This is a genomic window from Mesorhizobium sp. WSM4845 (assembly GCF_055811455.1).
Genome location: NZ_JBVVQA010000014.1, coordinates 84982 through 104328, shown reverse-complemented (window position 1 = coordinate 104328; position 19347 = coordinate 84982). Strand labels below are relative to the sequence as shown.

General features: G+C 60.0%; 22 protein-coding genes, 1 tRNA gene and 1 pseudogene. 12 read left to right on the top strand and 12 right to left on the bottom strand.

Annotation, left to right across the window (positions count from 1 at the left end):
- Nucleotides 1-197: 197 nt before the first annotated feature.
- Nucleotides 198-1109 (bottom strand): RNA polymerase sigma factor RpoH, encoded by a 912-nt coding sequence (rpoH, locus tag AC0L2C_RS17590; RefSeq protein WP_023797074.1) that lies wholly within the window; start codon nucleotides 1107-1109, stop codon nucleotides 198-200.
- A 207-nt stretch (nucleotides 1110-1316) separates the two neighbouring features.
- The gene (locus tag AC0L2C_RS17585) at nucleotides 1317-2402 is read right to left on the bottom strand and encodes an RluA family pseudouridine synthase (protein ID WP_287238261.1); all 1086 of its coding nucleotides are present in this window, start codon (nucleotides 2400-2402) and stop codon (nucleotides 1317-1319) included.
- A gap of 26 nt (nucleotides 2403-2428) precedes the next feature.
- Between AC0L2C_RS17585 and AC0L2C_RS17580 the strand changes: the two genes are divergently transcribed.
- The 4 genes from AC0L2C_RS17580 to AC0L2C_RS17565 all read left to right on the top strand — a co-directional run bounded on the left by AC0L2C_RS17580 (nucleotide 2429) and on the right by AC0L2C_RS17565 (nucleotide 4321).
- The gene (locus AC0L2C_RS17580; RefSeq protein ID WP_287177018.1) at nucleotides 2429-2806 is read left to right on the top strand and encodes a fimbrial protein; all 378 of its coding nucleotides are present in this window, start codon (nucleotides 2429-2431) and stop codon (nucleotides 2804-2806) included.
- Complete coding sequence (locus AC0L2C_RS17575; protein WP_473523998.1) at nucleotides 2803-3210, top strand: VOC family protein; 408 nt, start codon at nucleotides 2803-2805, stop codon at nucleotides 3208-3210. The genes AC0L2C_RS17580 and AC0L2C_RS17575 overlap by 4 nt, the downstream gene beginning before the upstream one ends.
- A 90-nt stretch (nucleotides 3211-3300) precedes the next feature.
- Nucleotides 3301-3375 (top strand) — tRNA-Glu (locus AC0L2C_RS17570).
- 151 nt (nucleotides 3376-3526) lie between these two features.
- Entirely contained in the window at nucleotides 3527-4321 is a 795-nt protein-coding gene (locus AC0L2C_RS17565; protein ID WP_473523997.1) for an Ntn hydrolase family protein, read from the top strand.
- Between the two features lie 84 nt (nucleotides 4322-4405).
- Here AC0L2C_RS17565 and AC0L2C_RS17560 read toward each other — a convergent pair whose 3' ends face one another.
- Complete coding sequence (locus AC0L2C_RS17560) at nucleotides 4406-4708, bottom strand: hypothetical protein (protein ID WP_473523996.1); 303 nt, start codon at nucleotides 4706-4708, stop codon at nucleotides 4406-4408.
- Nucleotides 4705-5193: a hypothetical protein gene (locus AC0L2C_RS17555; protein WP_473523995.1), complete on the bottom strand. Its 489-nt coding sequence runs from the start codon at nucleotides 5191-5193 to the stop codon at nucleotides 4705-4707. The genes AC0L2C_RS17560 and AC0L2C_RS17555 overlap by 4 nt, the downstream gene beginning before the upstream one ends.
- A gap of 76 nt (nucleotides 5194-5269) precedes the next feature.
- On the opposite strand from AC0L2C_RS17555, the gene AC0L2C_RS17550 reads away from it, so the two are divergent.
- Together AC0L2C_RS17550 and AC0L2C_RS17545 are read left to right on the top strand one after the other, a co-directional pair.
- Nucleotides 5270-5476 (top strand): ribbon-helix-helix domain-containing protein, encoded by a 207-nt coding sequence (locus AC0L2C_RS17550; protein WP_031256390.1) that lies wholly within the window; start codon nucleotides 5270-5272, stop codon nucleotides 5474-5476.
- A 543-nt stretch (nucleotides 5477-6019) separates the two neighbouring features.
- On the top strand, nucleotides 6020-6301 hold the full coding sequence (locus tag AC0L2C_RS17545; protein WP_353842963.1) for a hypothetical protein: 282 nt from the start codon (nucleotides 6020-6022) through the stop codon (nucleotides 6299-6301).
- 162 nt (nucleotides 6302-6463) lie between these two features.
- Here the strand turns inward: AC0L2C_RS17545 and AC0L2C_RS17540 are convergent, their stop codons facing one another.
- The 5 genes and pseudogenes from AC0L2C_RS17540 to AC0L2C_RS17520 all read right to left on the bottom strand — a co-directional run.
- Entirely contained in the window at nucleotides 6464-7027 is a 564-nt protein-coding gene (locus AC0L2C_RS17540) for a hypothetical protein (RefSeq protein WP_287238256.1), read from the bottom strand.
- Nucleotides 7028-7250: 223 nt separating this feature from the next.
- Entirely contained in the window at nucleotides 7251-7478 is a 228-nt protein-coding gene (locus tag AC0L2C_RS17535) for a hypothetical protein (protein WP_287238255.1), read from the bottom strand.
- A 180-nt stretch (nucleotides 7479-7658) separates the two neighbouring features.
- Nucleotides 7659-8258 (bottom strand): sulfotransferase family 2 domain-containing protein, encoded by a 600-nt coding sequence (locus tag AC0L2C_RS17530; protein WP_473523994.1) that lies wholly within the window; start codon nucleotides 8256-8258, stop codon nucleotides 7659-7661.
- A gap of 757 nt (nucleotides 8259-9015) precedes the next feature.
- Complete coding sequence (locus AC0L2C_RS17525) at nucleotides 9016-9381, bottom strand: DUF6471 domain-containing protein (protein WP_473523993.1); 366 nt, start codon at nucleotides 9379-9381, stop codon at nucleotides 9016-9018.
- 199 nt (nucleotides 9382-9580) lie between these two features.
- Nucleotides 9581-9676 (bottom strand): annotated as a pseudogene (locus AC0L2C_RS17520) (type II toxin-antitoxin system HicA family toxin); the annotation flags it as partial.
- On the opposite strand from AC0L2C_RS17520, the gene AC0L2C_RS17515 reads away from it, so the two are divergent.
- The 3 genes from AC0L2C_RS17515 to AC0L2C_RS17505 all read left to right on the top strand — a co-directional run bounded on the left by AC0L2C_RS17515 (nucleotide 9649) and on the right by AC0L2C_RS17505 (nucleotide 11742).
- Complete coding sequence (locus tag AC0L2C_RS17515) at nucleotides 9649-10038, top strand: type II toxin-antitoxin system HicB family antitoxin (protein ID WP_287238252.1); 390 nt, start codon at nucleotides 9649-9651, stop codon at nucleotides 10036-10038. The pseudogene AC0L2C_RS17520 and the gene AC0L2C_RS17515 overlap by 28 nt on opposite strands.
- Before the next feature lie 186 nt (nucleotides 10039-10224).
- The gene (locus AC0L2C_RS17510; protein ID WP_027153486.1) at nucleotides 10225-10806 is read left to right on the top strand and encodes a VOC family protein; all 582 of its coding nucleotides are present in this window, start codon (nucleotides 10225-10227) and stop codon (nucleotides 10804-10806) included.
- A 27-nt stretch (nucleotides 10807-10833) separates the two neighbouring features.
- A complete protein-coding gene (locus tag AC0L2C_RS17505; RefSeq protein WP_473523992.1) occupies nucleotides 10834-11742 on the top strand; it encodes a glutathione S-transferase family protein in 909 nt (302 codons plus the stop codon).
- A 464-nt stretch (nucleotides 11743-12206) separates the two neighbouring features.
- Here the strand turns inward: AC0L2C_RS17505 and AC0L2C_RS17500 are convergent, their stop codons facing one another.
- From AC0L2C_RS17500 to AC0L2C_RS17490, 3 genes are all read right to left on the bottom strand, one after another.
- Nucleotides 12207-13091, bottom strand: coding sequence for a hypothetical protein (locus AC0L2C_RS17500; protein WP_236368840.1), 885 nt, complete (start codon nucleotides 13089-13091; stop codon nucleotides 12207-12209).
- A gap of 459 nt (nucleotides 13092-13550) precedes the next feature.
- Nucleotides 13551-13766 carry a hypothetical protein gene (locus AC0L2C_RS17495; RefSeq protein ID WP_473523991.1) on the bottom strand — a complete coding sequence of 72 codons (216 nt, stop codon included), beginning with the start codon at nucleotides 13764-13766 and terminating at the stop codon, nucleotides 13551-13553.
- A 310-nt stretch (nucleotides 13767-14076) separates the two neighbouring features.
- Nucleotides 14077-14403, bottom strand: coding sequence for a hypothetical protein (locus AC0L2C_RS17490; RefSeq protein ID WP_287305578.1), 327 nt, complete (start codon nucleotides 14401-14403; stop codon nucleotides 14077-14079).
- 816 nt (nucleotides 14404-15219) lie between these two features.
- Here AC0L2C_RS17490 and AC0L2C_RS17485 point away from each other — a divergent pair.
- From AC0L2C_RS17485 to pstA, 3 genes are all read left to right on the top strand, one after another.
- The gene (locus AC0L2C_RS17485; RefSeq protein ID WP_128181844.1) at nucleotides 15220-16224 is read left to right on the top strand and encodes a PstS family phosphate ABC transporter substrate-binding protein; all 1005 of its coding nucleotides are present in this window, start codon (nucleotides 15220-15222) and stop codon (nucleotides 16222-16224) included.
- A 120-nt stretch (nucleotides 16225-16344) separates the two neighbouring features.
- On the top strand, nucleotides 16345-17733 hold the full coding sequence (gene pstC, locus AC0L2C_RS17480) for a phosphate ABC transporter permease subunit PstC (RefSeq protein WP_473523990.1): 1389 nt from the start codon (nucleotides 16345-16347) through the stop codon (nucleotides 17731-17733).
- The gene (pstA, locus tag AC0L2C_RS17475; RefSeq protein ID WP_473523989.1) at nucleotides 17726-19339 is read left to right on the top strand and encodes a phosphate ABC transporter permease PstA; all 1614 of its coding nucleotides are present in this window, start codon (nucleotides 17726-17728) and stop codon (nucleotides 19337-19339) included. Before pstC ends, pstA begins: the two co-directional genes overlap by 8 nt.
- Nucleotides 19340-19347: the final 8 nt, after the last annotated feature.

Below are 19347 nucleotides of genomic sequence, written 5' to 3'. Positions count from 1 at the left end.
TATTGCCGCTATGAGCCAGCCAGGCTGATCACACCGAAGGTTGAGCTGACGACGGATCGGGCGTTCGCAAAGGCGCGGCGGAACCGGCAATCCAGCTAGACTATGACACCAAGGGACAGTTCCCCCGCAGTCAGTGGACCATAAAAAAGGCGACGCCAGTTACCTGACGTCGCCGCTATTTGTTTTTGCCGGAGGTTTTACGCCGCCGGCTGCGCCTCGATGGTGCGCAGCGCCTGCATCTGGCGCTTGGCTGCGGCCTTGACCGCGTCCTGCACCTTCTCGAAGGCGCGCACCTCGATCTGGCGCACGCGCTCGCGGCTGATGTCGAACTCGGCCGACAGCTCTTCCAGCGTCAGCGGCTCCTCGGCCAGGCGGCGCGCCTCGAAGATGCGCCGCTCGCGCTCGTTGAGCACGGCAAGAGCGCCGGACAGCATGCCGCGCCGGTTTTCCAGTTCGTCCTGCTCGATCAGCGCCTCTTCCTGGCTTTCGTGGTCATCGACCAGCCAGTCCTGCCACTCACCGGACTCGCCTTCGCTCGCCCGGATCGGCGCGTTGAGCGAGGCGTCGCCCGACAGGCGGCGGTTCATCGACACCACTTCCGCTTCCGACACGTTGAGGCGGGTGGCGATCTCGGCGATCTGCTCGGGCTTCAAGTCGCCGTCGTCGAGCGCCTGGATCTTGCCCTTCACCTTGCGCAGGTTGAAGAACAGGCGCTTCTGGTTGGCGGTGGTGCCCATCTTGACCAGGCTCCACGAGCGCAAAATGTATTCCTGGATCGAGGCCTTGATCCACCACATGGCGTAGGTGGCGAGCCGGAAGCCGCGCTCCGGTTCGAATTTCTTGACGGCCTGCATCAGGCCGACATTGCCTTCCGAGATCACTTCGCCGATCGGCAGGCCGTAGCCGCGATAGCCCATGGCGATCTTGGCGACGAGCCGAAGGTGGCTGGTGACGAGCTTGTGCGCAGCCGTGGTGTCCTCGTGCTCAGCGTAACGCTTGGCGAGCATGTACTCTTCCTGCGGCTGAAGCATCGGAAAGCGACGGATTTCTTCCAGGTAGCGGCTGAGGCCGCCTTCGCCGGAAACGATACTGGGTAGTGACTGGGCCATGATAGCGCCCCTCTCTCTTGGAGTGGTGCCCCCTAACGCGGCGGGCATATGTCACGAACGCCAAAAGGCTCGTTCGCGACAGCGGATGTATACAGGAACAAAACCAGAAAGGACAGCATTTGGTTCAACACGAAACAGTGTGTCACGCCAAAGTGAACAACGCGGGTCAGGTTTTTGCCGATCTGGTTTTGAATGGATGAAGCTGGTTCAGAGTCTGCGGAAGCCGTCCACGAGTTCCTCCATGTCGCTCGGTAGCGGCGCCTCGAACCTCATCGACAAATGGGTAGTCGGATGCCGAAATTCAAGCAGGCGGGCATGCAATGCCTGTCGCTGAAAGGCCTTCACCTGGCCTTTCAGCGGCTCGGGCAGCCGGTTCGCCTTGGTGCGAAAGGCCTGGCCGTAATCGGGATCGCCGACGACCGGATGGCCGATATGAGCCATGTGGACGCGGATCTGATGGGTGCGGCCGGTCTCGAGCCGGCATTCGACCAGGCTCGCCGTGGCAAACTCCTTTTGCTGCTCGCCAAAGCGCTCGACCACCGTGAAGTGGGTGACGGCGTGGCGGGCATCGTCGCGGCCCTCTGGCACCACGGCACGGCGCACGCGGTCGGCGGCGCGACCGAGTGGCTCGTCGACCGTGCCTGTCGGTCTCATCGGAATGCCCCAGACCAGCGCCAGATAGGCGCGTTTGAGATCGCCGGTCAGGCCATGGTCGGCAAAGGCCTCCGACAATGATTTGTGGGCGCGGTTGGTCTTGGCCACGACCATGACGCCGCTGGTCTCCTTGTCCAGTCGGTGGACGATGCCCGGCCGCCGCACACCGCCGATGCCGGAAAGACTGTCGCCGCAATGGTGGATCAGCGCATTGACCAGCGTGCCGGTCCAGTTGCCGGCGCCGGGATGGACGACCAGCCCCGGCGGCTTGTCGATGACGATCAATTCATTGTCTTCATAGAGGACGTCGAGCGGGATGTTCTCGCCTTGCGGCTCCGCCGGCTCCGGCTCCGGCATTTCGACCGATACCCGGTCACCGGCCGCCATCTTGCGTTTGGTCTCGTTGACCGGCCGGCCGCCGACCTTGACGGCGCCCTGTCTGATCAGCATCTGCACCCGGCTGCGCGACATGTCCGGGCCGAGCTTGCCCGCCAGCCATTGGTCGAGCCGCTGGCCGGCCGCATCGGGGCCTGCTTCCAGCACGACCGATCCGTCTGGCGATCCCTCGACAGTGTCTGGTGATCCGCCCGTCATTCCATCCTCTATCAATATCGGGGTCTCTTCGTTATGAGCGCTCATCGAAAATCGTTCCGGAATGGTTTGCCATGGCTGCTGCCGATGAAGACGAGGAAAAGCCGCTCGACCCCGAAGTCGAAAAGGTGCGCAAGAAGCTCGTCCGCTTCGTCGCTATCAATCTCGGCTTGCTGTTCCTCGCCCTTATGGTGGTGATTGCAGCCCTTGTCTACAAAACGCGCACCGCGCCACCGGCAGACCCGTCCCTTGCCGGCGACATCCAGGTGCCATCAGGCGAGCCGCTGACCGGCGACATCGTGCTGCCGGTCGGCGCCAAGGTCATCAGCCAGTCGCTTTCCGGCGACCGCGTCTCCATCGATGCGGAGCTTGCCGACGGCAGCCGCGCCATTTTTGTCTACGACATCACTGAGCGCCGCATCATCGGTCGCTTTTCGATCCGCAACAAATGATTGGTTTCGCCGAAAATCGCCGCGTCGCCATTGTCGCGCTTGTCGTCGCAAATTACGATGAGGCGATCGCCTGGTATGTCGACAAGCTGGGCTTTTTGCTCACCGAGGACGTCGATCTCGGCGGCGGCAAGCGCTGGGTCACGGTGGCGCCGGCGAACGGACAAGGCGCGCAGCTGCTGCTGGCCGAAGCGTCGGACGATACGCAAGCAACCCGCATCGGCAACCAGGCCGGCGGCCGCGTCTTTTTGTTTCTCGAAACCGATGATTTTGTCCGCGACCACGCGGCAATGCTCGCAAAGGGCGTTGAATTCCGCGAGGCACCTCGCGTTGAGCCCTATGGCACTGTGGCGGTTTTCGCCGATCTCCATGGAAATCCCTGGGACTTGATCGAGCCAAAACGATAGGTCTGCAACCGATATTTCCCCGACATCATTGACTGCCAGAAGCCCAGTTGCTTTTTCCCGGCCGTCAGCCTATATCGCCGGTTCTTGAACGCGCCCATCGTCTAGCGGTCAGGACACCGCCCTCTCACGGCGGGAACAGGGGTTCGATTCCCCTTGGGCGTACCAAGGATTTCAACGACTTAGCTGAAAACCTCGCCGACCTGTCCAACATTTGGCCAATTTCCTTTTTGGCCACAAACGAATCGTTAGGCCCGTCGCATAGGGCCCAAGTTCCGTGCGACTATCGCAATCGCTTAACACATACGGGCGGGTCCGCATGACATGGGTGATTGGAGCTTCCTCGGTCTTTGGCGTTGGCGTGCTCGTCTCGGACGTCAGGGTTTCGCTTCGGAACGGCCAGCGCCGCGACATGCTCAGGAAGGTCTACGCCCTGGGCCCGTACATTGGGCTAGGATTCGCCGGCTCGGTAGCCTGCGGTTTTGCCATCTGGGAGGTTCTGCAGAGCCGCTACAGCGTGGCAACGCCACCGGGGAAGACGTACGAGCCCGAGGCAGCGGCAGTGGACATCCAGCGCATCGCGCGGGAGGTGTTCAGGCGCCAGCCCGCCGCTGAGCGTGACGTCGGCTGCCAGTTGCTCTTGGTGGGCTGCTCATTCAAACGCGACATGGGCTGGCCTGGCGCTACGCCCATCGCCATAATCCGCATGGTGGCGCCGCATTTCGTGCCACACGCTGCTAAGCGAGACCTCTTCGCCGCTCTCCATATCGGCTCCGGGTCCAAGGTCCGCGAGTACAAAAGGCTGGTCCGAACCTATTTCCGTGAACCGGGCGCCACAATCAGTATGCAAGCAAGCGAGGGCTGGTCACAGATGATGGCGCTGTCTCTCAGCCTCGAAGTTTCTGACCATCCAGTGGATGGTGTGAGCCCGCATCTACACTTCATGACTATCAGGAAGGGTCAAATTGCACTCCAGACCAACGAGGTCAGTACGACCGACAAGGATGGCACCGAAACGAGGCGCCTGAAGATGCCTAAGGTCGCGGAGAACTACTCTGCCTCCTTGGAGATGGTGAACGCCGCTGGGAACGAGGCCGGCGGCGCTATTGCTTGACTGTTCAACTACGGGAACCGCAATCCAAACAGCCCGCCACCCTGAGGCAGCGGGCCTACTAGGTTTTCGTCTTGGTGCCGGGTTTCAGTGCCGTCCCGTGGGCCCTTCAAGAAACTCCATGAAGTTTTCCACCACTCTGTGGCTTGGCGTTGACCGGGAGTTGCAAGCACTAAGGATGGCGGCCGCGATTTTCAGCATGTCGGTGCGACTTCCAACAATCTTTGAGACCACGGCGTTTTCTGTGCCGCCGTCATAGGTCGACCGCTGCAAGACGTGCAGGGTTAGCCTGAGATTTTCGCCCATGAACTGGAGCGGGCCGGCGCCGGTGACGAACGTGTCAGAGACGCAAAACGGTTCGACGGTCGGTGCGGCGGTAACCGGATTCATACTGCACCACCTTTCCCTGCCCCGATCATGGACAGCAAGAGCGCGTCGACGTGTTCTTCCAAAAGCTGGCTGTAGGAAGTGTTGTGGAACCGCTTGAGATAGCGGCCCTTTGTGGCGAGGTCGGCATGAGTGCTGGCGGGGAACCGACACACGTTCCAGAGCGCGGAATATTCGCCATTGCTGGCATCGTCCCACGTCCGGTGTTCTGCGGCTGTGGCTTTCCGGCCAAGGGCTACCTCGTCGCAGCTGCTGCAAACGCTGTCCCAATGGGCGCGCGCTCTCTTGTGTGCCTTGATTGCTGCACGAAGCTCGGGCGAGGCATTTGCCCTCCCGGCTGGTGCGGCGTCGATCGGCACTGCCGTGGCTTTTCGAACGCTGGCAGCGGTGGCGGCGAGAGCGAGCCCTGCCCCGGTCAGGTTGAGAAGGCGGCGGCGGTTGACATCGGGCATGCCTTCGGCGGTTGCCTGAACAAGGGTGTTCGGCATCGGATCTTCTCCAATTCGGTTGTGTGTGAGGCTCTAGCGCTTCCGCAAGAACGGGAATTCTGATATCAGAGTTTTTATGCCAAAGCAAGAAACCGTGATATCAAAGAAACGGCGCGGCCCGGCCCCAACTGGTAAGGGTGTGCCGATCATGGTCCGCCTTCAACCGGACATGCTGGCGGGCGTCGATCAATTCGTTGCCGAGCATGATGTTTCGCGACCTGAAGCCGTCCGATTGATCATTCGTGACTGGTTGATCAGACACCAGGTACTGAGAGCCGAGTGAAAAACCCTGGGCGACTTTCCGCGTAGCGCTCGAATCCTGCCGGCATCGAGTTCATCTTGAACAGGCGGCGCTAGCGTGAGGCTCAAAGCGGGCGGCGGCATGGACAGCGGCAGATGAAGGGCACGGGGGCGAAGCTTTCGCGCGCAGGCTACCGACTCAAAGTAACTATCTGGGATAGCTCGGCGATATCGCCATAGATCATCGAACCTTTGACGAGAAAACACTTGTCACCGAGGACTTCGAAGAGTGAGTTTGACCCGTTGCAAACCGGCAGGTTCTTCGAATTGGCGTACGTACCGGGCGTCGCGGTTTCGACCTTACGGTCCGCGGCTTCGGCATAGCTGACGCTGATCGCGAGCATAGCGATAGCAAGCTGGCTCGGGGATAAGTAAGGTCGCGACATGCATCCAAAATAGCACCGGCCCTTGATGGGCTTCGTCCATCAATTGGATGAAGCGGTCACCTATATTAGCTATCACTTGACTAAAATGCCGCCCGCTCCAGACTCATGGAATGGCGCGGGGAATTGGGATTGGAGACCTGGTGGCGATCACGGCCACCGTCCGCAGGCGGGTCACTGAGGACCGTGTCAGCCTCTCAATCCCCTCGTACAACTTCCCGCATTCGATCATCGACAATACCAAAGTGAAGAAGGGGCAGCAGATCGAGCTTACCGGCGAGATCACGCGCATAGACGAGGAAAGCGGCAGGGCGACAATTGACCTTGGAACGCTTGTGACGGTCGATATCGACAAAGTCAGGCTAGTCGAGAAGTACAGGCCACCGAAGCAAAAAAAGCCGTTGCGTGACATGGTAGTAGATTGAATTATCGCACCTCGCCATTGTTCATATGCGTTATGAGGAACTGCTTTCTGTTGTGGCGCGTTAATCCTGTATCGGGAGATAGAAACATGTCTGTGCAAAACGAAGACTATCGAACGAACAGAGCCGACTACGCGATTGCCGCAAAGGATGGCCGAGCGGACTCTAAGGGAAATCGCCACAAACTGCTCGCAAGAAAAAAGAAGTTGCTGGTGGCACGCGATCGGAGGCTGCTTGCAAACCCATCGGAAAGCGCGCCGGATGATCCGAAAGTTGGGACGCGCGGTTAGTGTAGTCCGACCACTTCCTTCTGCTCAATCGTAAAATCGCCCTTGCGCAATGGGCTGCTGGCGCCAGCGGGCGCTGGCCACTTTCAGCCCCCCTCGTTCGAAAGTTGCGCGCCCGCTGCTGGCCTTCGTAGTCAGGAATGCATGTGAAGAACACCGGCCGGCGGTCACGGTCGGCAGCTTTGCAAGCTGAGCAGACAAAGAGCCCGACCAGATCGTCGTGCATCGAGCCGTGGTCACGGCCGAGCCTGATCAGCGCCCGGATGTCGAGCTTCGTCGATTTGCAGCACATCGGGTGTCCGCAATTGACATAGATGCTTTCGCGGGCGGCCAGGGTGCGAGGGTCTTTTGGGGCATGGCGATCTCCGTTGAGGGGCTCGCCGCAACGGGGAGGAATATAATCCTGAATGCTGATCCCTTGCCACTGGTCGCTAACTCTCATCCCAAAAATCCTGCAGCGAAGCGTGCCGAAGGTCTTCCTCCTGGCTTTACGCGGCCGATCATCCCGGCTTGACCCATTTGTGTCGCCGGCCGCTTCATGCCCTTTGGCGGCTGTCCTGGGGCTTTCTGAACCCGTTTCCAGAGCCGTTCCCGCATTTCCCGGTTCAAGGTGATTCCAGGCCGTGACCTTCACACCTCCGCGGTGCGTAACGGAACTCACGGCGCTATAGAAGAAACCTGCCAGCCTTGGCGTACCATGCCAACCCCAACATTGAGAGCACATACAGAACCAGGAACGGAACCACGGAAAGCTGGCTGTTGAGGACGGCGTCAGCTTCTTCCCATTCCTCGACCAAATTGCGATCCCGCCACGCCTCCGTGACCACCACTAGATCCTCGGGCAGGTTGCCCGGAAAACGCTCAGGAGGATAGTCGCCATCGTTCTTGTCCATCGCGCCAACAATGTTTCTGCCTCACTAATCTTCCAAGTTTCTGATGCAAGGAAACCGTCGAACGGTTAACCCGATGCCCAAACGAGTACTCCTCGTCATTGAAACCAGCAGGCGGCGGACCTGGGTTCCTACCCTGGGTCCAGTGGTGGCGCGCTGCCTAAAACTCGTATCCAAATCGCTCTATGTCAGTCCTGTAGATGGTCCACACCATGTTCCTTGTCTCGGGAGTGTAGTAGTCGCGGTAGTCGGCCTTTCGAATTGACTTCTTGCTATGCGGCAAGCGACGTTTGCTAACCCGATTCTCTCGGAAACGTGGGTGAATTCCTCACGGATCTGCTCAAAACGCCCGACGTGATCAACCAGCAAGCTTCCGTTGTTGTCATCAATGAACACGTGTTGTGCCCGCCATTGAGGATGATCGACGCGCTGGATAGCCTTCAGATACGAACGGAAAGACATAAAGCGGGTCAGACCAAGCATTTTGCGCAAATCACGGCGCCAGGTCTTGGTGTAGAGAAACTGTGAAACGGCTTTGTCCCATGGGTTTCTGACGAGGGAAAACTTGAACATACGATCAAAAGTCTCCGCCCCTATCTCTGACCGGATTTGGGCGGCGGTAAGGTGGTGCAGCCCTTCTTTCTGATGCCGGTTTAGTTCTGGGTTCTTCCAATATTGGTCGGCTGTTCGGTTACACCGATCCGGCCAGATGGCATCCTCGACACTGGTCCCGCCATTCTTCGGAATGTGAATAAACAAGCAGCCTAATTCTCGACTCAGCATTACCGCCCCCGCGATCCTACCGCGATCGATAGCATCGAAGACACGAAATTAGAAGTGATGCATGCCCTATGGTTGGCCCCGCCGTCACTCGCTGGTTTAGGCACCAAATTGACTCTGAGCTCATCCGATTTGATAGCCAGGGGAACGGAACGTGACAATTTTACTAAATTAGCAATTATGCATATATAGAAGTAGCCGGCGACCGTCCCGCAGATGCTCCGCCGGTTAGGCCCAGCGGCCACCACCCAAACTCCAACTGACTGCTGGGCCGCCCCATATCAGCTAGAAAGTATGGACGGCCAAGATAACATCTGCAACGCATGGGCCGCCCTCAAGCTAGTGCGCATGGCTATTGAACCGACTTGCCCTGCCGGCGTGCTGCCGAGCGAAGAAGCTGTCCTGCTGCTCTATGGTCCCGAGTCGGTCCATGAGGGCGAATGCAGCCTTGCCCCGTTCAAGAGATGCAAAAAGCCCGCTAGCCGAAGCCAGCGGGCAATTTTCAAGCCCCGCCGGCTTCAATATTTACGTGTTCCATGAAGACAGCGCATCGTTCGAACAGATGGAAAGCCGCCGGGCGGCGCCAGTTCCTGCCGCCTGAGATCTGTGGAGCGTCAGTGCAGCGGCTGTCGGGCCGACCATCTCAGCGAAATCGGTAACGGTAGGAGAAGCCCGCGCCTCTGGCGGAGAGCGCGGGCCCGATCGGGTGCGGCCCGATCTGCAGCGGGCGGAGGGCATGCCCACTGATCACAGACAATTTTTAGAAATCGCTAAAGTTCCATCTACGGCTGCCCTGCTGCCCTGCGTGTCCTCGCCCGCCGATGAAGAGCATGGCCCGTTGGGCCTGCCCTAAACTTCTAGGCTGACTTGCCGAACGCCGATCACGTCCATGCACATCATGAAGAACGCGGCGGTGAAGCTGCCCCGGCTTATCTTGTTGGCCAGATTGCTCGCTCTCGTGCGCCGCTCGTTCATAGCTAATCCCCCGGCGTTTCAGCTCGCCCTTCAGAATGTTTTTTGCTTTTTCTTTATAGAACGCGGTGGGGGAAACATCCTCGGACATCATCATATCTCCAGCGAAAAACACCGCAAATGATGATGTACCCCCTAGCATCTGCTGATTCAATATCCCACATCCGGCGTGCAACATCATCGGATTTGATATGTCTCGGCGCTTTTTCCTCCTCGTGGTTCTTTTCCTCAGCCCCTCATTGGCCATGGCCGGGAAGAACGATGCCGAGTGGAATCCGCCTGCTCGGTATGACCATTCTTGAAGTCGCTGTCGGTATCCTTATGGATCAACCCGATATACTGCTTCATTGTATCTACCGCAGCTTTAGACCGGATTGACGTTCAATGCTCCGCAAGGTTCCCAAAGGAATATCTTTGGGATGTGGAACCGTCACTCTACGGTGTGTCCTTTCCTGATTTTCCCGGCGTTGTCACCGCCGGCACCGATCTGGACGACGCTCGTGCTATGGCTGAGGAGGCCCTTGCCTTTCACATCGAAGGGCTTGTGGAAGATGGCGAAGCCATTCCAGAACCCTCCAGCCTGGAAGGCGTCATGGCCGACGCCGATAATCGAGACGGCGTTGCAATCTTGGTTTCGGTGAAGACCGAGGCCAAGAAAGCTGTCCGCGTGAACATCACGCTCGCTGAAGATGTTCTAAGCCAAATTGACGCCTTTGCCAAGGCGCACGGTTATACCCGGTCCGGCTTTATCGCGAAGGCGGCTCAAAGAATCATCGAGCTTGAGGGCGGCCGAAAGGCTCGCAGCGCTTAGCTACCGTTTGCGCTACCCAGGGCCTTCCAAGAAGCGTCCCTATGTGGCCTGGCTTCTGGCGCATCGTCGCCGGTTGATTTAGCATCTTCTGATAATCCTCGTGCCAGGCACAAGGCAGCACAACTGCGAGCGGCACCGGGGCGAGGTGAACACGACGACGACATCCGGCTGCCAGGGAGACGGCCAATGCAGAAATTGCAATCACAAGGCGTCCATCACATCACGCTGGTCGGCGCCGGGCGCCAGACCTCGATCGATTTCTGGGAAGGCGTGCTTGGCATGCCTTTCATCTTCGAGCAGCCCAACCTCGACAAGGCCAGCGAAAGCCACCTCTATTTCGATCCGGGCGACGGCCGGCTGATCACCATCTTCACCGACGAGAGCCGCACGCCGGTCAAACGGCGCACGCCGACCGATCCGGGCTGCGTCCATCACATCGCGTTTGCGGTGTCGCGGGTCACCTTCCTGCAGGCGGTCGCCCGGCTCGACGAGCGCGCCATCAAGCACAGCGGCGTCAAGGATCGCGGTTTTATGGATTCGATCTATTTCGAGGATCCGCTCGGCCTGCTGATCGAGCTCGCTTCCTACCGTTTCGAGCCGCCGGCGGGATTTACCCATGCCGACGTGCTGATGCAGGCGCACAAGCTTCGCGTCGCGCGCGGCGACTACGCAATCGCCGAAGTGCATCTCGCCGACGCGATCCAGGCGCTGGTCGAGCGCTCCCGTGCGACCTTATCGGAAGACCGCGCGCCGAAAAATCCATACTGACGACAGGCCAAAAAAGGGAGGAACACAATGGCAAAGACGACCACGAAAAGTGCGAAGAAGCCGGCCGCCAAGGCCGCTACGAAACCAGCTGCCAAGGCGACAAAGCCTGCGGCCAAGGCGACAACGCCTGCGGCCAAGGCGTCAGGCGCTTCCGCCAAGTCGGCAACGAAAGCCGCCGCAAAAGCTGCAGACAAGGCGTCCGCGAAATCGGCGCGGAAGACCAAGGCGAAATCAGGAAAGAAGCCTGCGCTGACGCTCAGCATGCTGAAGCCGAGCGTCAACAATATGAGCGTACGGGTGTTTGCGCGCGCGGCCGGGCTCGACCATTCCGAGACCGACGTATGGGGCCGCACGCGCTCGCCCGAGTATATGGCGCGAAACCCGGCCCATCTGACGCCGATGATTGAGGACAAGGGCCTGCCCAGGAGTGTGTTGTGGGAAAGCTGCGCCATCATGCAGTATCTCGCCAACAAGCACGGGCTGGAGAAATTATATCCCAAGGCGCCGGCCAAGCGGGCGATGATCGACAGCGCCATGTTCTATCTGATCGGCACGCTCTATCCCTATGTGGCGCGCGCCACCTATCCTGCGCTGAATTTCCCGCAATATGCCGGCGAGGTCGGCCACAGCGACGCTCATCCCGACAAGAAGGCGGAAGCCCAGAAGGCCGCTATAGCAGCGATAGCCGAGCCGCTGGAGGTCTTTCACAGCTTCTTCAGGAACGGCAAGCCGTTCATCGGCGGCAAGAACCCGTCGATCGCCGACATCCGCCTGGCGGCGACGCTCGAATTCCTGGCCGCCATCGACTACGCGCTGCCCCAATGGGCGAAGGAGTACATGACGGCGATCGAAAAGAAGCTCGGCAAGGCCTATGCCGAGCCGGCGGCCGACGTGCGCGGCTATATCGCCCATGTGAAGTCGCAGGCCGGGGCGTGAGGCTTTCACTCTCACGGTTTTGCTTGCCCAGGCCGATCTAACCGAGCCCGAAGGCCCGCCGCCTTTTACGGGACGTAAGGATGTTTGAAGCGTCGACGACGAAGCGACGATTGACCTGGAGGCAGCGGTCCTGATGATCAGGCCTGCGCGGGTGGCGTCCATAGAAGGGACTGTGTATGACCCGCAAACTGCCCTTATTCGCCGCGTTCGGCCTGGCGCTTGCTGCCCTGGCGGCGTGTGACCAAACTCAATCGGGAGGAACGCAGGCGACGACCGCTGGCCAATTGCCGCCACCTCCAGCCGACACGATGACGCCGGCACCCGCAACCCCGCCAGCTCAGACAGCCCCTGTTCAGTAGCAGACCGTCGTTTTCAAAAAGGAACCCTCGCCCCGAGAGGCGGGGGTTCGCTTTTGCCATTTCAGCTGCAAAGCGGTGCGGCATGACTGATGCTGCGCTTGTCGTTCAGGGACCGAACATTACAAGCTCGGTGAACGACAGATCTCCAAGCGAGGGTGGTCTGGGACCCCTAAAATATTTCAGCCCGCTGTTGGCGCGGTACCACCCGAACAGACCTCCAATCGGCTCCCTGGCGTCGACGACGCAAAGCAGGATGCCGCTTCGCAAGAGAAAGCGCCCGATGGCACCGGCGCACCGGCTCAAATCCGCGAGGGAGCGGCAATAGACGATCTGATAGGATGGGATAAGACCGCGCAATATCCGGCGCGGCATCAATACGAAAGGAAACGCTGCTCCGTCGCAAATGCAAATCAATGACCGGCAGCCAAGTGCTGAGTGTTCCGAGAGTATGTACCTCTCGCTGTCGGACAGCATCGCCATTTCCGCAAGATCGGGACGAGCTTCAAGCACGCGACATGACCGCTGCGCCGAACTAAAAGCCGGCAAGAAGGCAAATTGTCCGGTGGTGAAGGGCCGAAAACCGAGCGCCCAGTTGGCTTTCAATGTTGCGGGCGCCGGCGAAATATTGGTGTAGGTCACGTCCCTTCGCTTGAGAATCGTCGTGACCAATTTGGCGCCATAGGGACGGAATTCTGCATCGACGGACCAGCTTGAAAGGTTGCAGCGGACTTCGTCGCCTTCCTGCCCGGGATAACGGGTATAAAGGGTCAGCACAACGCCGACGATCCGATCGGCCTTCTCCAAGGCCAAGCCGTATTGTGGGAACTCGGCGACGGGAGGCCGCTGCGCCAAACGGGTCAGCGCCTGTATCCAGTAACTCCGGTCACGCTTCGGAAACCCCCGGCACAGGCAGTCGACCACTCCTTGCCAATCTGCTTCGCGAATTGGTCGACAGCGAACGCCAGGAGGGAGAGCGCCAAGCACGGCCATGAGTCGACTTCCAGAATAGGCTAAAGCGCGTCGCGGCCGAACGGATCCAATGCGACGCGCTTAAGCGCGACATGCATCTTCGATATGCCTCATACGCTAATACGTTGGTGTACAACGATTAATAATATGTGGCGTATTTAAAGACGACTTTCTGCACTGATCACGAAGACGCAAATCAGATTGGCCACGACGCGTCGACGAGCGGTTCCCGTCGGTTAAGGAATCGTTACCAGATCCCTATCTACTGGTCGGCAATTCACCTCCAACCCGTGACCACGGATGTACTGGCGCGGCCGAGGTGGAAGGAAAGGTCGGCCATGTGCCGGCCTTTTTGTCTCGAGGGCTATTGTTCCCGGGAAGCCGCGGCTTCAAGCGTAACGGCACGCTGATCGGGCCGCCGATTCAGCCAAGCGCTGTTCGGTGGCGTCACCTCGAGCGATCTGACCGGTTCACCAGATATCAGTGTTGCCCGCGTCTCGCATTGACATGGCGTGCCAATTCCGGCGTCTCGAAGACGTAGTCGCTCCAGGCCGATTCCGGAATCTGACCGGCCAGGTAGCATTCCAGCAAAAGACGTTGCTCAGGACTGAGAGGCCTCGGCGCGCGCTCATGGTCCCTTCTCAGCGAGTGAAACAGATTTCTGGTCACGTCCGAGACAGTGAAGTGAATGGACATGTGTTCGGTCTCCTTTGACCACCTAGCGCCCAGGGATCGGGATCGATCTCCGCCTCGCTGCGTTCGGTTCGGAAAGGATGCGCCAAATCGAAACGCTACAGCGTGTGTTGTGCGGGCACTGCGATGGCTGTTTAACGTCGAAGGCCGGATAAGGTTCAACGCGGCTGCCGGCAACGCCGATCAGGCAGCCCGAAACCCACCAGTCGGCTCATGCTCTCGGCCTGCGCGGACCGAACCGCTGCGGCGGGTGCGCAGCAACGTTTTCAAGGCGGCGCATCTTTTTAGCTGCCAGCGCTTGAATGCCGGCTGGCTATTCGCAGACCATGCGGACCCGTTTTCCTGGTTGGCTGACGTTCCTGCAGGTGAGCGGTTTCGCCGGCTCGGATGACGGCGTCGGTGGTTGTCTGGCAATCCTGGCGATTTTCCTTCTCGGCGCCACGGAGGTGTCGATTTTGCGGGCCGCCGCTGTTTCCGGCGTTTCGGGCGCCGCAGGAAAGACATCGGTCTGCAGCAACTGCGGCTGTTCGGCTTGCGCCTGCTGCTGCGGCCGGTCCCAGAACCGCCGGACATCGAGCGGCCTTGGAATGACGACGGTGCCGTCGTAGCTGCGCGAGCAGCCGCCCCCTAGCAGCAGCATCGGGCACACGAAAAAAGGCAGGATCCGTCGCAACATCGGCAACACCCTTGCGGGATCTATAACGCGGCTTCGGTTCTACCGACAACCGTCGGAATACACTGCGGGCAAGGCTAGCGCATGACCCGGAGAATCGGAATCAATTTCGCTGGGGATCATGCGCAAAAATCAAAGTGCCGCAGCGTCCCTGGCGCGACTTTGGCGCGATTGGGGGTCGGGCATGGACGATTGCCTGCCCAAGCCCATCAGCCCTAAGCCCATTAGCCCCAGGCGGCGCCTTGCTCGAAAAGGTCCGCGGACGGGGAAATCCAAACGGGAGATAGCCACGTCAGCCTATCGGGTCCAGCCGATTCGGCGACGCGTTGCGACAAGACTATGGTGCGATCGCACCATACCAAATCATGCGTCTGGTTGGAACAATAAGCGCATTCGAGTTCCGCTCCTCCAGTTACGGGCGGGAGCAGCGACCGCCGGCAAGAAGCAGGGTCAGATTTACCCCAACGGACCTGCTTCGGCGATGGCACGGCCATGACCTCCTTGGCCGCATGCAACGCGCTCCCGCCCGGATTTTCTTTTTCGGCGCCAATTGTCCGTCCGTCCAGGCAAATGCCGGCCGCAAATCGCGCAAGCTGCTGATTCCAGCGGCAAACCACGGCTGTTGCGGCGAGACCCGCAGCGCTGCCTTTTCGACAGGGCTGTGCGGCGGTTACCGGGCTGACATCAAACTGTCATGTGACTGTAATAATCGGGGGCTATGGCCTCAGCGGGCGCCGAAGGAATGGCGCTGAGAGACCATTTTTCCGAACAGGAGCAGGCCACATGAAGAAATTCCTCCTTACGGCGTCGGCCGCGGCGCTTGCGCTCGCCGCGTCGGCTGGTTATGCCGCCGCGCGCGACCAGATTCAAATCGTTGGTTCGTCCACAGTGTTCCCCTTCACGACGGCTGTCGCTGAAAAGCTCGGCCAGAGCGGAAAGATCAAGACCCCGGTCGTCGAGTCGACTGGCACCGGCGGCGGCATGAAGCTGTTTTGCCAGGGCGTGGGCGAAAATACCGCCGACTTCACCAATGCCTCGCGCGCCATCAAGGATAGCGAGCTTAAAACCTGCAAGGCAAACGGCGTGACGCCGGTCGAGATCAAGGTCGGCTTCGACGGCATCGTACTGGCCAACTCGAAGGCAGGGACTGTCGTCGATCTGACCAAGGAACAGGTTTTCAAGGCGCTCGCCAAGAACGTCGCTGTTGACGGCAAGGTCGTCCCCAACCCCTACAAGAACTGGTCGGATGTCGATTCATCCCTTCCCGCGACAAAGATAGAGGTGCTTGGCCCGCCGCCGACATCCGGTACCCGCGATGCATTCGTTGAGCTCGTCATGGATGCGGCCTGTCAGGAAGAAGTGAAGGCGGCTAATGAAAAGGGCTGCGGCGAGATTCGCGAAGACGGCGCTTTTGTCGAGGCCGGCGAAAACGACAATCTGATCGTCCAGAAGCTGGAAGCCAACCCCAATGCCTTCGGCGTCTTTGGCTTCTCGTTCCTTGACCAGAACGCCGACAAGCTGCAGGGCCACAAGGTCGATGGCGTCGAGCCGACTTTCGAGAACATCGCATCCGGCGATTACGGCGTTTCCCGCTCGCTCTTTGTCTATGCCAAAAAAGAGCATGTCGGCGTCATTCCCGGCATGCAGGAGTTCATCGCCGAGTACACCTCGGAGGCTGCATGGGGTCCTGATGGTTATCTGGCCGACAAGGGCCTGATCCCGCTGCCGGACGCCGAGCGCGCCAAGTCGGCCGAAAACGCCAAGGCCCTGAAGGGCATGGGCTCCTGATGTTTCGGGGGTCCGAGCGTACCGCTCTGACCCCTCATATCCTAAAGCACAAAGCGCGGGACCATAGGTCCCGTGCTTTGAGCCGGTGAATGACCGGCGGTCGAGGGGACGTCCCGAATCATGGTCGGTTATCTCGTTGTTTTTCTGGTGGTTCTGGCCGCTGCTGCCTATTGGCTCGGCCGGACCCGCGCTATTGCCAGCGTCAATGGCGACGTCGCGCGACTGCATTCGCTGCCTGGCCAGCATGGCACGTTTCTGGCGCTTTTTGCCGCCGGTCCCGCGCTGCTTGCGATCGTGTTGTGGTCGCTGGTGACGCCAGGAATTGAATCGTCGATCGTTACCGACCGCTTCTCCTCCGAGTTGTCGGGAATGGGCGTCCCGCAGGTCGAAGCTTTCATCCGCGACGCTCGCGCGATGGCCTTTGGCGGGCTTGTCGGCTTTGCCGATCCGACGAAAGAGGCGGCCGCCGCCCTCTACAAATCGGTCCATGCGACCAGCACCTGGATCATCTGGACCGTCGCGCTCGTGCTTTCCGCGTCCGGATTTTACTGGGCCTATTCCCGCATCGCACAGGCCTACCGGGCGCGCCACGTGGTCGAGCGCGTTCTTCGCGCATCCTTGATCGCCTGTTCGGTGGTCGCGATCCTGACGACGATCGGCATCGTCCTGTCGCTTATCTTCGAGTCGCTGCGGTTCTTCCAACAGGTGCCGTTCTACAAGTTCCTGTTCGGCACGCATTGGTCGCCGCAGAGCGCCTTCACCGGCGCGGGAGCGGAGGCCGGGGCGGTCAACGAGGACATTTTTGGCATGGTGCCGCTCTTTGCCGGCACGTTGCTCATCACCTTCATCGCCATGCTGGTGGCTGCGCCTATCGGGCTGATGGCTGCGATCTACCTTTCGGATTACGCCTCCAAAAGCGTCCGCGCGGTCGCAAAGCCGGTTCTGGAAATCCTCGCCGGCATTCCGACCGTCGTCTACGGCTTCTTCGCCGCGCTGACGGTTGCGCCCTACTTCCGCGGTATCGGCGAAAGCCTGGGCCTCAACGTCGCGTCTGAATCCGCGCTCGCCGCAGGCGTGGTCATGGGTATCATGATCATTCCCTTCGTTTCCTCGCTTTCCGACGATGTAATCAACGCCGTTCCGCAATCCCTGAGAGACGGTTCTGCCGGCCTCGGCGCGACCAAGTCGGAAACCATCCGCAAGGTGGTCCTTCCCGCTGCCCTTCCGGGCATCGTTTCGGCGATGCTGCTTGCCGTCAGCCGCGCGATCGGCGAAACGATGATCGTGGTCATGGCGGCGGGGCTGGCGGCAAACCTCACGGCCAACCCGCTCGAAGCAGTCACCACCGTGACCGTGCAGATCGTGACGCTGCTGGTGGGCGACCAGGAGTTCGACAGCGCCAAGACGCTTGCAGCATTCGCACTCGGCCTGGTGCTGTTCTGCATCACGCTTACCCTCAACATCGTCGCTTTGCGCGTCGTCCAGAAATACCGAGAGCAATATGACTGATGCGATCTCGTCATTCGGCGCCGTCGGACGGCCGGTCAGCATTCATACCGACGATGCCGCGAAGGCGCGGCTAAAGGGCCGCTACCGTACCGAAACGTGGTTCAAATGGCTCGGCGCCGCAGCTGTCGCGTTGGCCGGCTTGTTCCTTGTGCTGCTCCTGTCGACGATCGTCACGCAGGCGATTCCGGCGCTGCGGCAGAACTATGTGACGCTGCCGATCGATCTTTCAGCGGCCAAGGTCGACCCGGCGAAACTCGATGAAGTGAACTACGACGCCATCGCTCAGGAAGCGCTTACGGCAAAATTTCCGGATGTGAAGAGCCGCCAGGACAAGCGCCTTCTGCGCGGGCTGATTTCCACCGGCACAGGCGTGTTCCTGCGCAAGGATATTGCGGCTGATCCGGGGATGCTCGGAGGAACGGTGGACTATGCGGTTCCACTTGACGATTTTGCCGACCTCTATCTCAAGGGTTTGCTTGCCGACGTCGGTTCGGACGAAGCGATTTCGACAAGCGTCACGCCTTCGGAAACCAGCGGCGACATCGATCTGACCTTCGGCGACGATGCCATGCTGGCGCTGGCGCGCGGCCATGGTGCGACCGAGGGCGAAAACGGCATGTTTACGCTGACGAGCGGCGCGTCGTCGCTGCTGGTCGCGTTCAATGGCGGCACGGTCAAGCTGACCTCGCTGTCGTCTGCGGCCAACGGCACGGTGATCGCAAAAGGCACGGTGATCGAGGCGCTGGACAGCACGGCGCCCGCCGCGAGCGGCCAGGCATTCCTGCGCGTCATCGAGACGCCGGAAGCATCGCGAAAGATTTCGGACAAGGTGATCGTCTGGCTCGACACGCTGAAGAGCGCCGGCCTGATCGAAAGCCGGTTCAACTCGATCTTCTTCTTCACCGGCGCAAGCCGCGAGCCGGAATTGGCTGGTGTCTGGGGCGCGGTCGTCGGATCGTTCCTGACCATGATCGTAACCCTCGCAATCGCCTTCCCGATCGGCGTTTCAGCGGCGATCTATCTTGAGGAATTTGCGCCCAAGAACCGGCTGACGACGATGATCGAAGTGAATATCAACAATCTGGCGGCGGTGCCTTCGATCGTCTTCGGCCTGCTTGGACTTGCCGTATTCCTGAATTTCTTCGGCATGCCGCGCTCAGCCCCGGTGGTCGGCGGCATGGTGCTGGCGCTGATGACCCTGCCGATCATCATTATCGCCTCGCGCGCTTCGCTGCGCGCCGTGCCGCCTTCGATCCGCGAGGCGGCGCTTGGCATCGGAGCGTCCAAGGTCCAGACCGTATTCCATCACGTCCTGCCACTGGCGATGCCGGGCATCATGACCGGCACCATCCTCGGAATGGCGCATGCGCTCGGCGAAACCGCGCCGTTGCTGATGATCGGCATGGTCGCCTTCATCGTCGACATTCCCGGCGGCTTCACCGATCCCGCGACGATCCTGCCGGTGCAGATTTTCATGTGGGCGGATTTCCCGGAAGCGGGGTTCCAGCAGAAGACTTCGGCGGCGATTTTGATTTTGCTGGTGTTTTTGGTCATCATGAATGCCATCGCGGTGATACTGCGCAGGCGCTTCGAGCGGCGCTGGTAAGGAGTAGA

Bases quoted from the DNA above. Each gene is read 5' to 3' on its own strand.
- rpoH (WP_023797074.1), bottom strand. From the start codon at position 1,109: ATGGCCCAGTCACTACCCAGTATCGTTTCCGGCGAAGGCGGCCTCAGC.
- AC0L2C_RS17585 (WP_287238261.1), bottom strand. From the start codon at position 2,402: ATGAGCGCTCATAACGAAGAGACCCCGATATTGATAGAGGATGGAATG.
- AC0L2C_RS17580 (WP_287177018.1), top strand. From the start codon at position 2,429: ATGGCTGCTGCCGATGAAGACGAGGAAAAGCCGCTCGACCCCGAAGTC.
- AC0L2C_RS17575 (WP_473523998.1), top strand. From the start codon at position 2,803: ATGATTGGTTTCGCCGAAAATCGCCGCGTCGCCATTGTCGCGCTTGTC.
- AC0L2C_RS17565 (WP_473523997.1), top strand. From the start codon at position 3,527: ATGACATGGGTGATTGGAGCTTCCTCGGTCTTTGGCGTTGGCGTGCTC.
- AC0L2C_RS17560 (WP_473523996.1), bottom strand. From the start codon at position 4,708: ATGAATCCGGTTACCGCCGCACCGACCGTCGAACCGTTTTGCGTCTCT.
- AC0L2C_RS17555 (WP_473523995.1), bottom strand. From the start codon at position 5,193: ATGCCGAACACCCTTGTTCAGGCAACCGCCGAAGGCATGCCCGATGTC.
- AC0L2C_RS17550 (WP_031256390.1), top strand. From the start codon at position 5,270: ATGCCAAAGCAAGAAACCGTGATATCAAAGAAACGGCGCGGCCCGGCC.
- AC0L2C_RS17540 (WP_287238256.1), bottom strand. From the start codon at position 7,027: ATGAGAGTTAGCGACCAGTGGCAAGGGATCAGCATTCAGGATTATATT.
- AC0L2C_RS17535 (WP_287238255.1), bottom strand. From the start codon at position 7,478: ATGGACAAGAACGATGGCGACTATCCTCCTGAGCGTTTTCCGGGCAAC.
- AC0L2C_RS17530 (WP_473523994.1), bottom strand. From the start codon at position 8,258: ATGCTGAGTCGAGAATTAGGCTGCTTGTTTATTCACATTCCGAAGAAT.
- AC0L2C_RS17510 (WP_027153486.1), top strand. From the start codon at position 10,225: ATGCAGAAATTGCAATCACAAGGCGTCCATCACATCACGCTGGTCGGC.
- AC0L2C_RS17505 (WP_473523992.1), top strand. From the start codon at position 10,834: ATGGCAAAGACGACCACGAAAAGTGCGAAGAAGCCGGCCGCCAAGGCC.
- AC0L2C_RS17500 (WP_236368840.1), bottom strand. From the start codon at position 13,091: ATGGCCGTGCTTGGCGCTCTCCCTCCTGGCGTTCGCTGTCGACCAATT.
- AC0L2C_RS17495 (WP_473523991.1), bottom strand. From the start codon at position 13,766: ATGTCCATTCACTTCACTGTCTCGGACGTGACCAGAAATCTGTTTCAC.
- AC0L2C_RS17490 (WP_287305578.1), bottom strand. From the start codon at position 14,403: ATGCTGCTGCTAGGGGGCGGCTGCTCGCGCAGCTACGACGGCACCGTC.
- AC0L2C_RS17485 (WP_128181844.1), top strand. From the start codon at position 15,220: ATGAAGAAATTCCTCCTTACGGCGTCGGCCGCGGCGCTTGCGCTCGCC.
- pstC (WP_473523990.1), top strand. From the start codon at position 16,345: ATGGTCGGTTATCTCGTTGTTTTTCTGGTGGTTCTGGCCGCTGCTGCC.
- pstA (WP_473523989.1), top strand. From the start codon at position 17,726: ATGACTGATGCGATCTCGTCATTCGGCGCCGTCGGACGGCCGGTCAGC.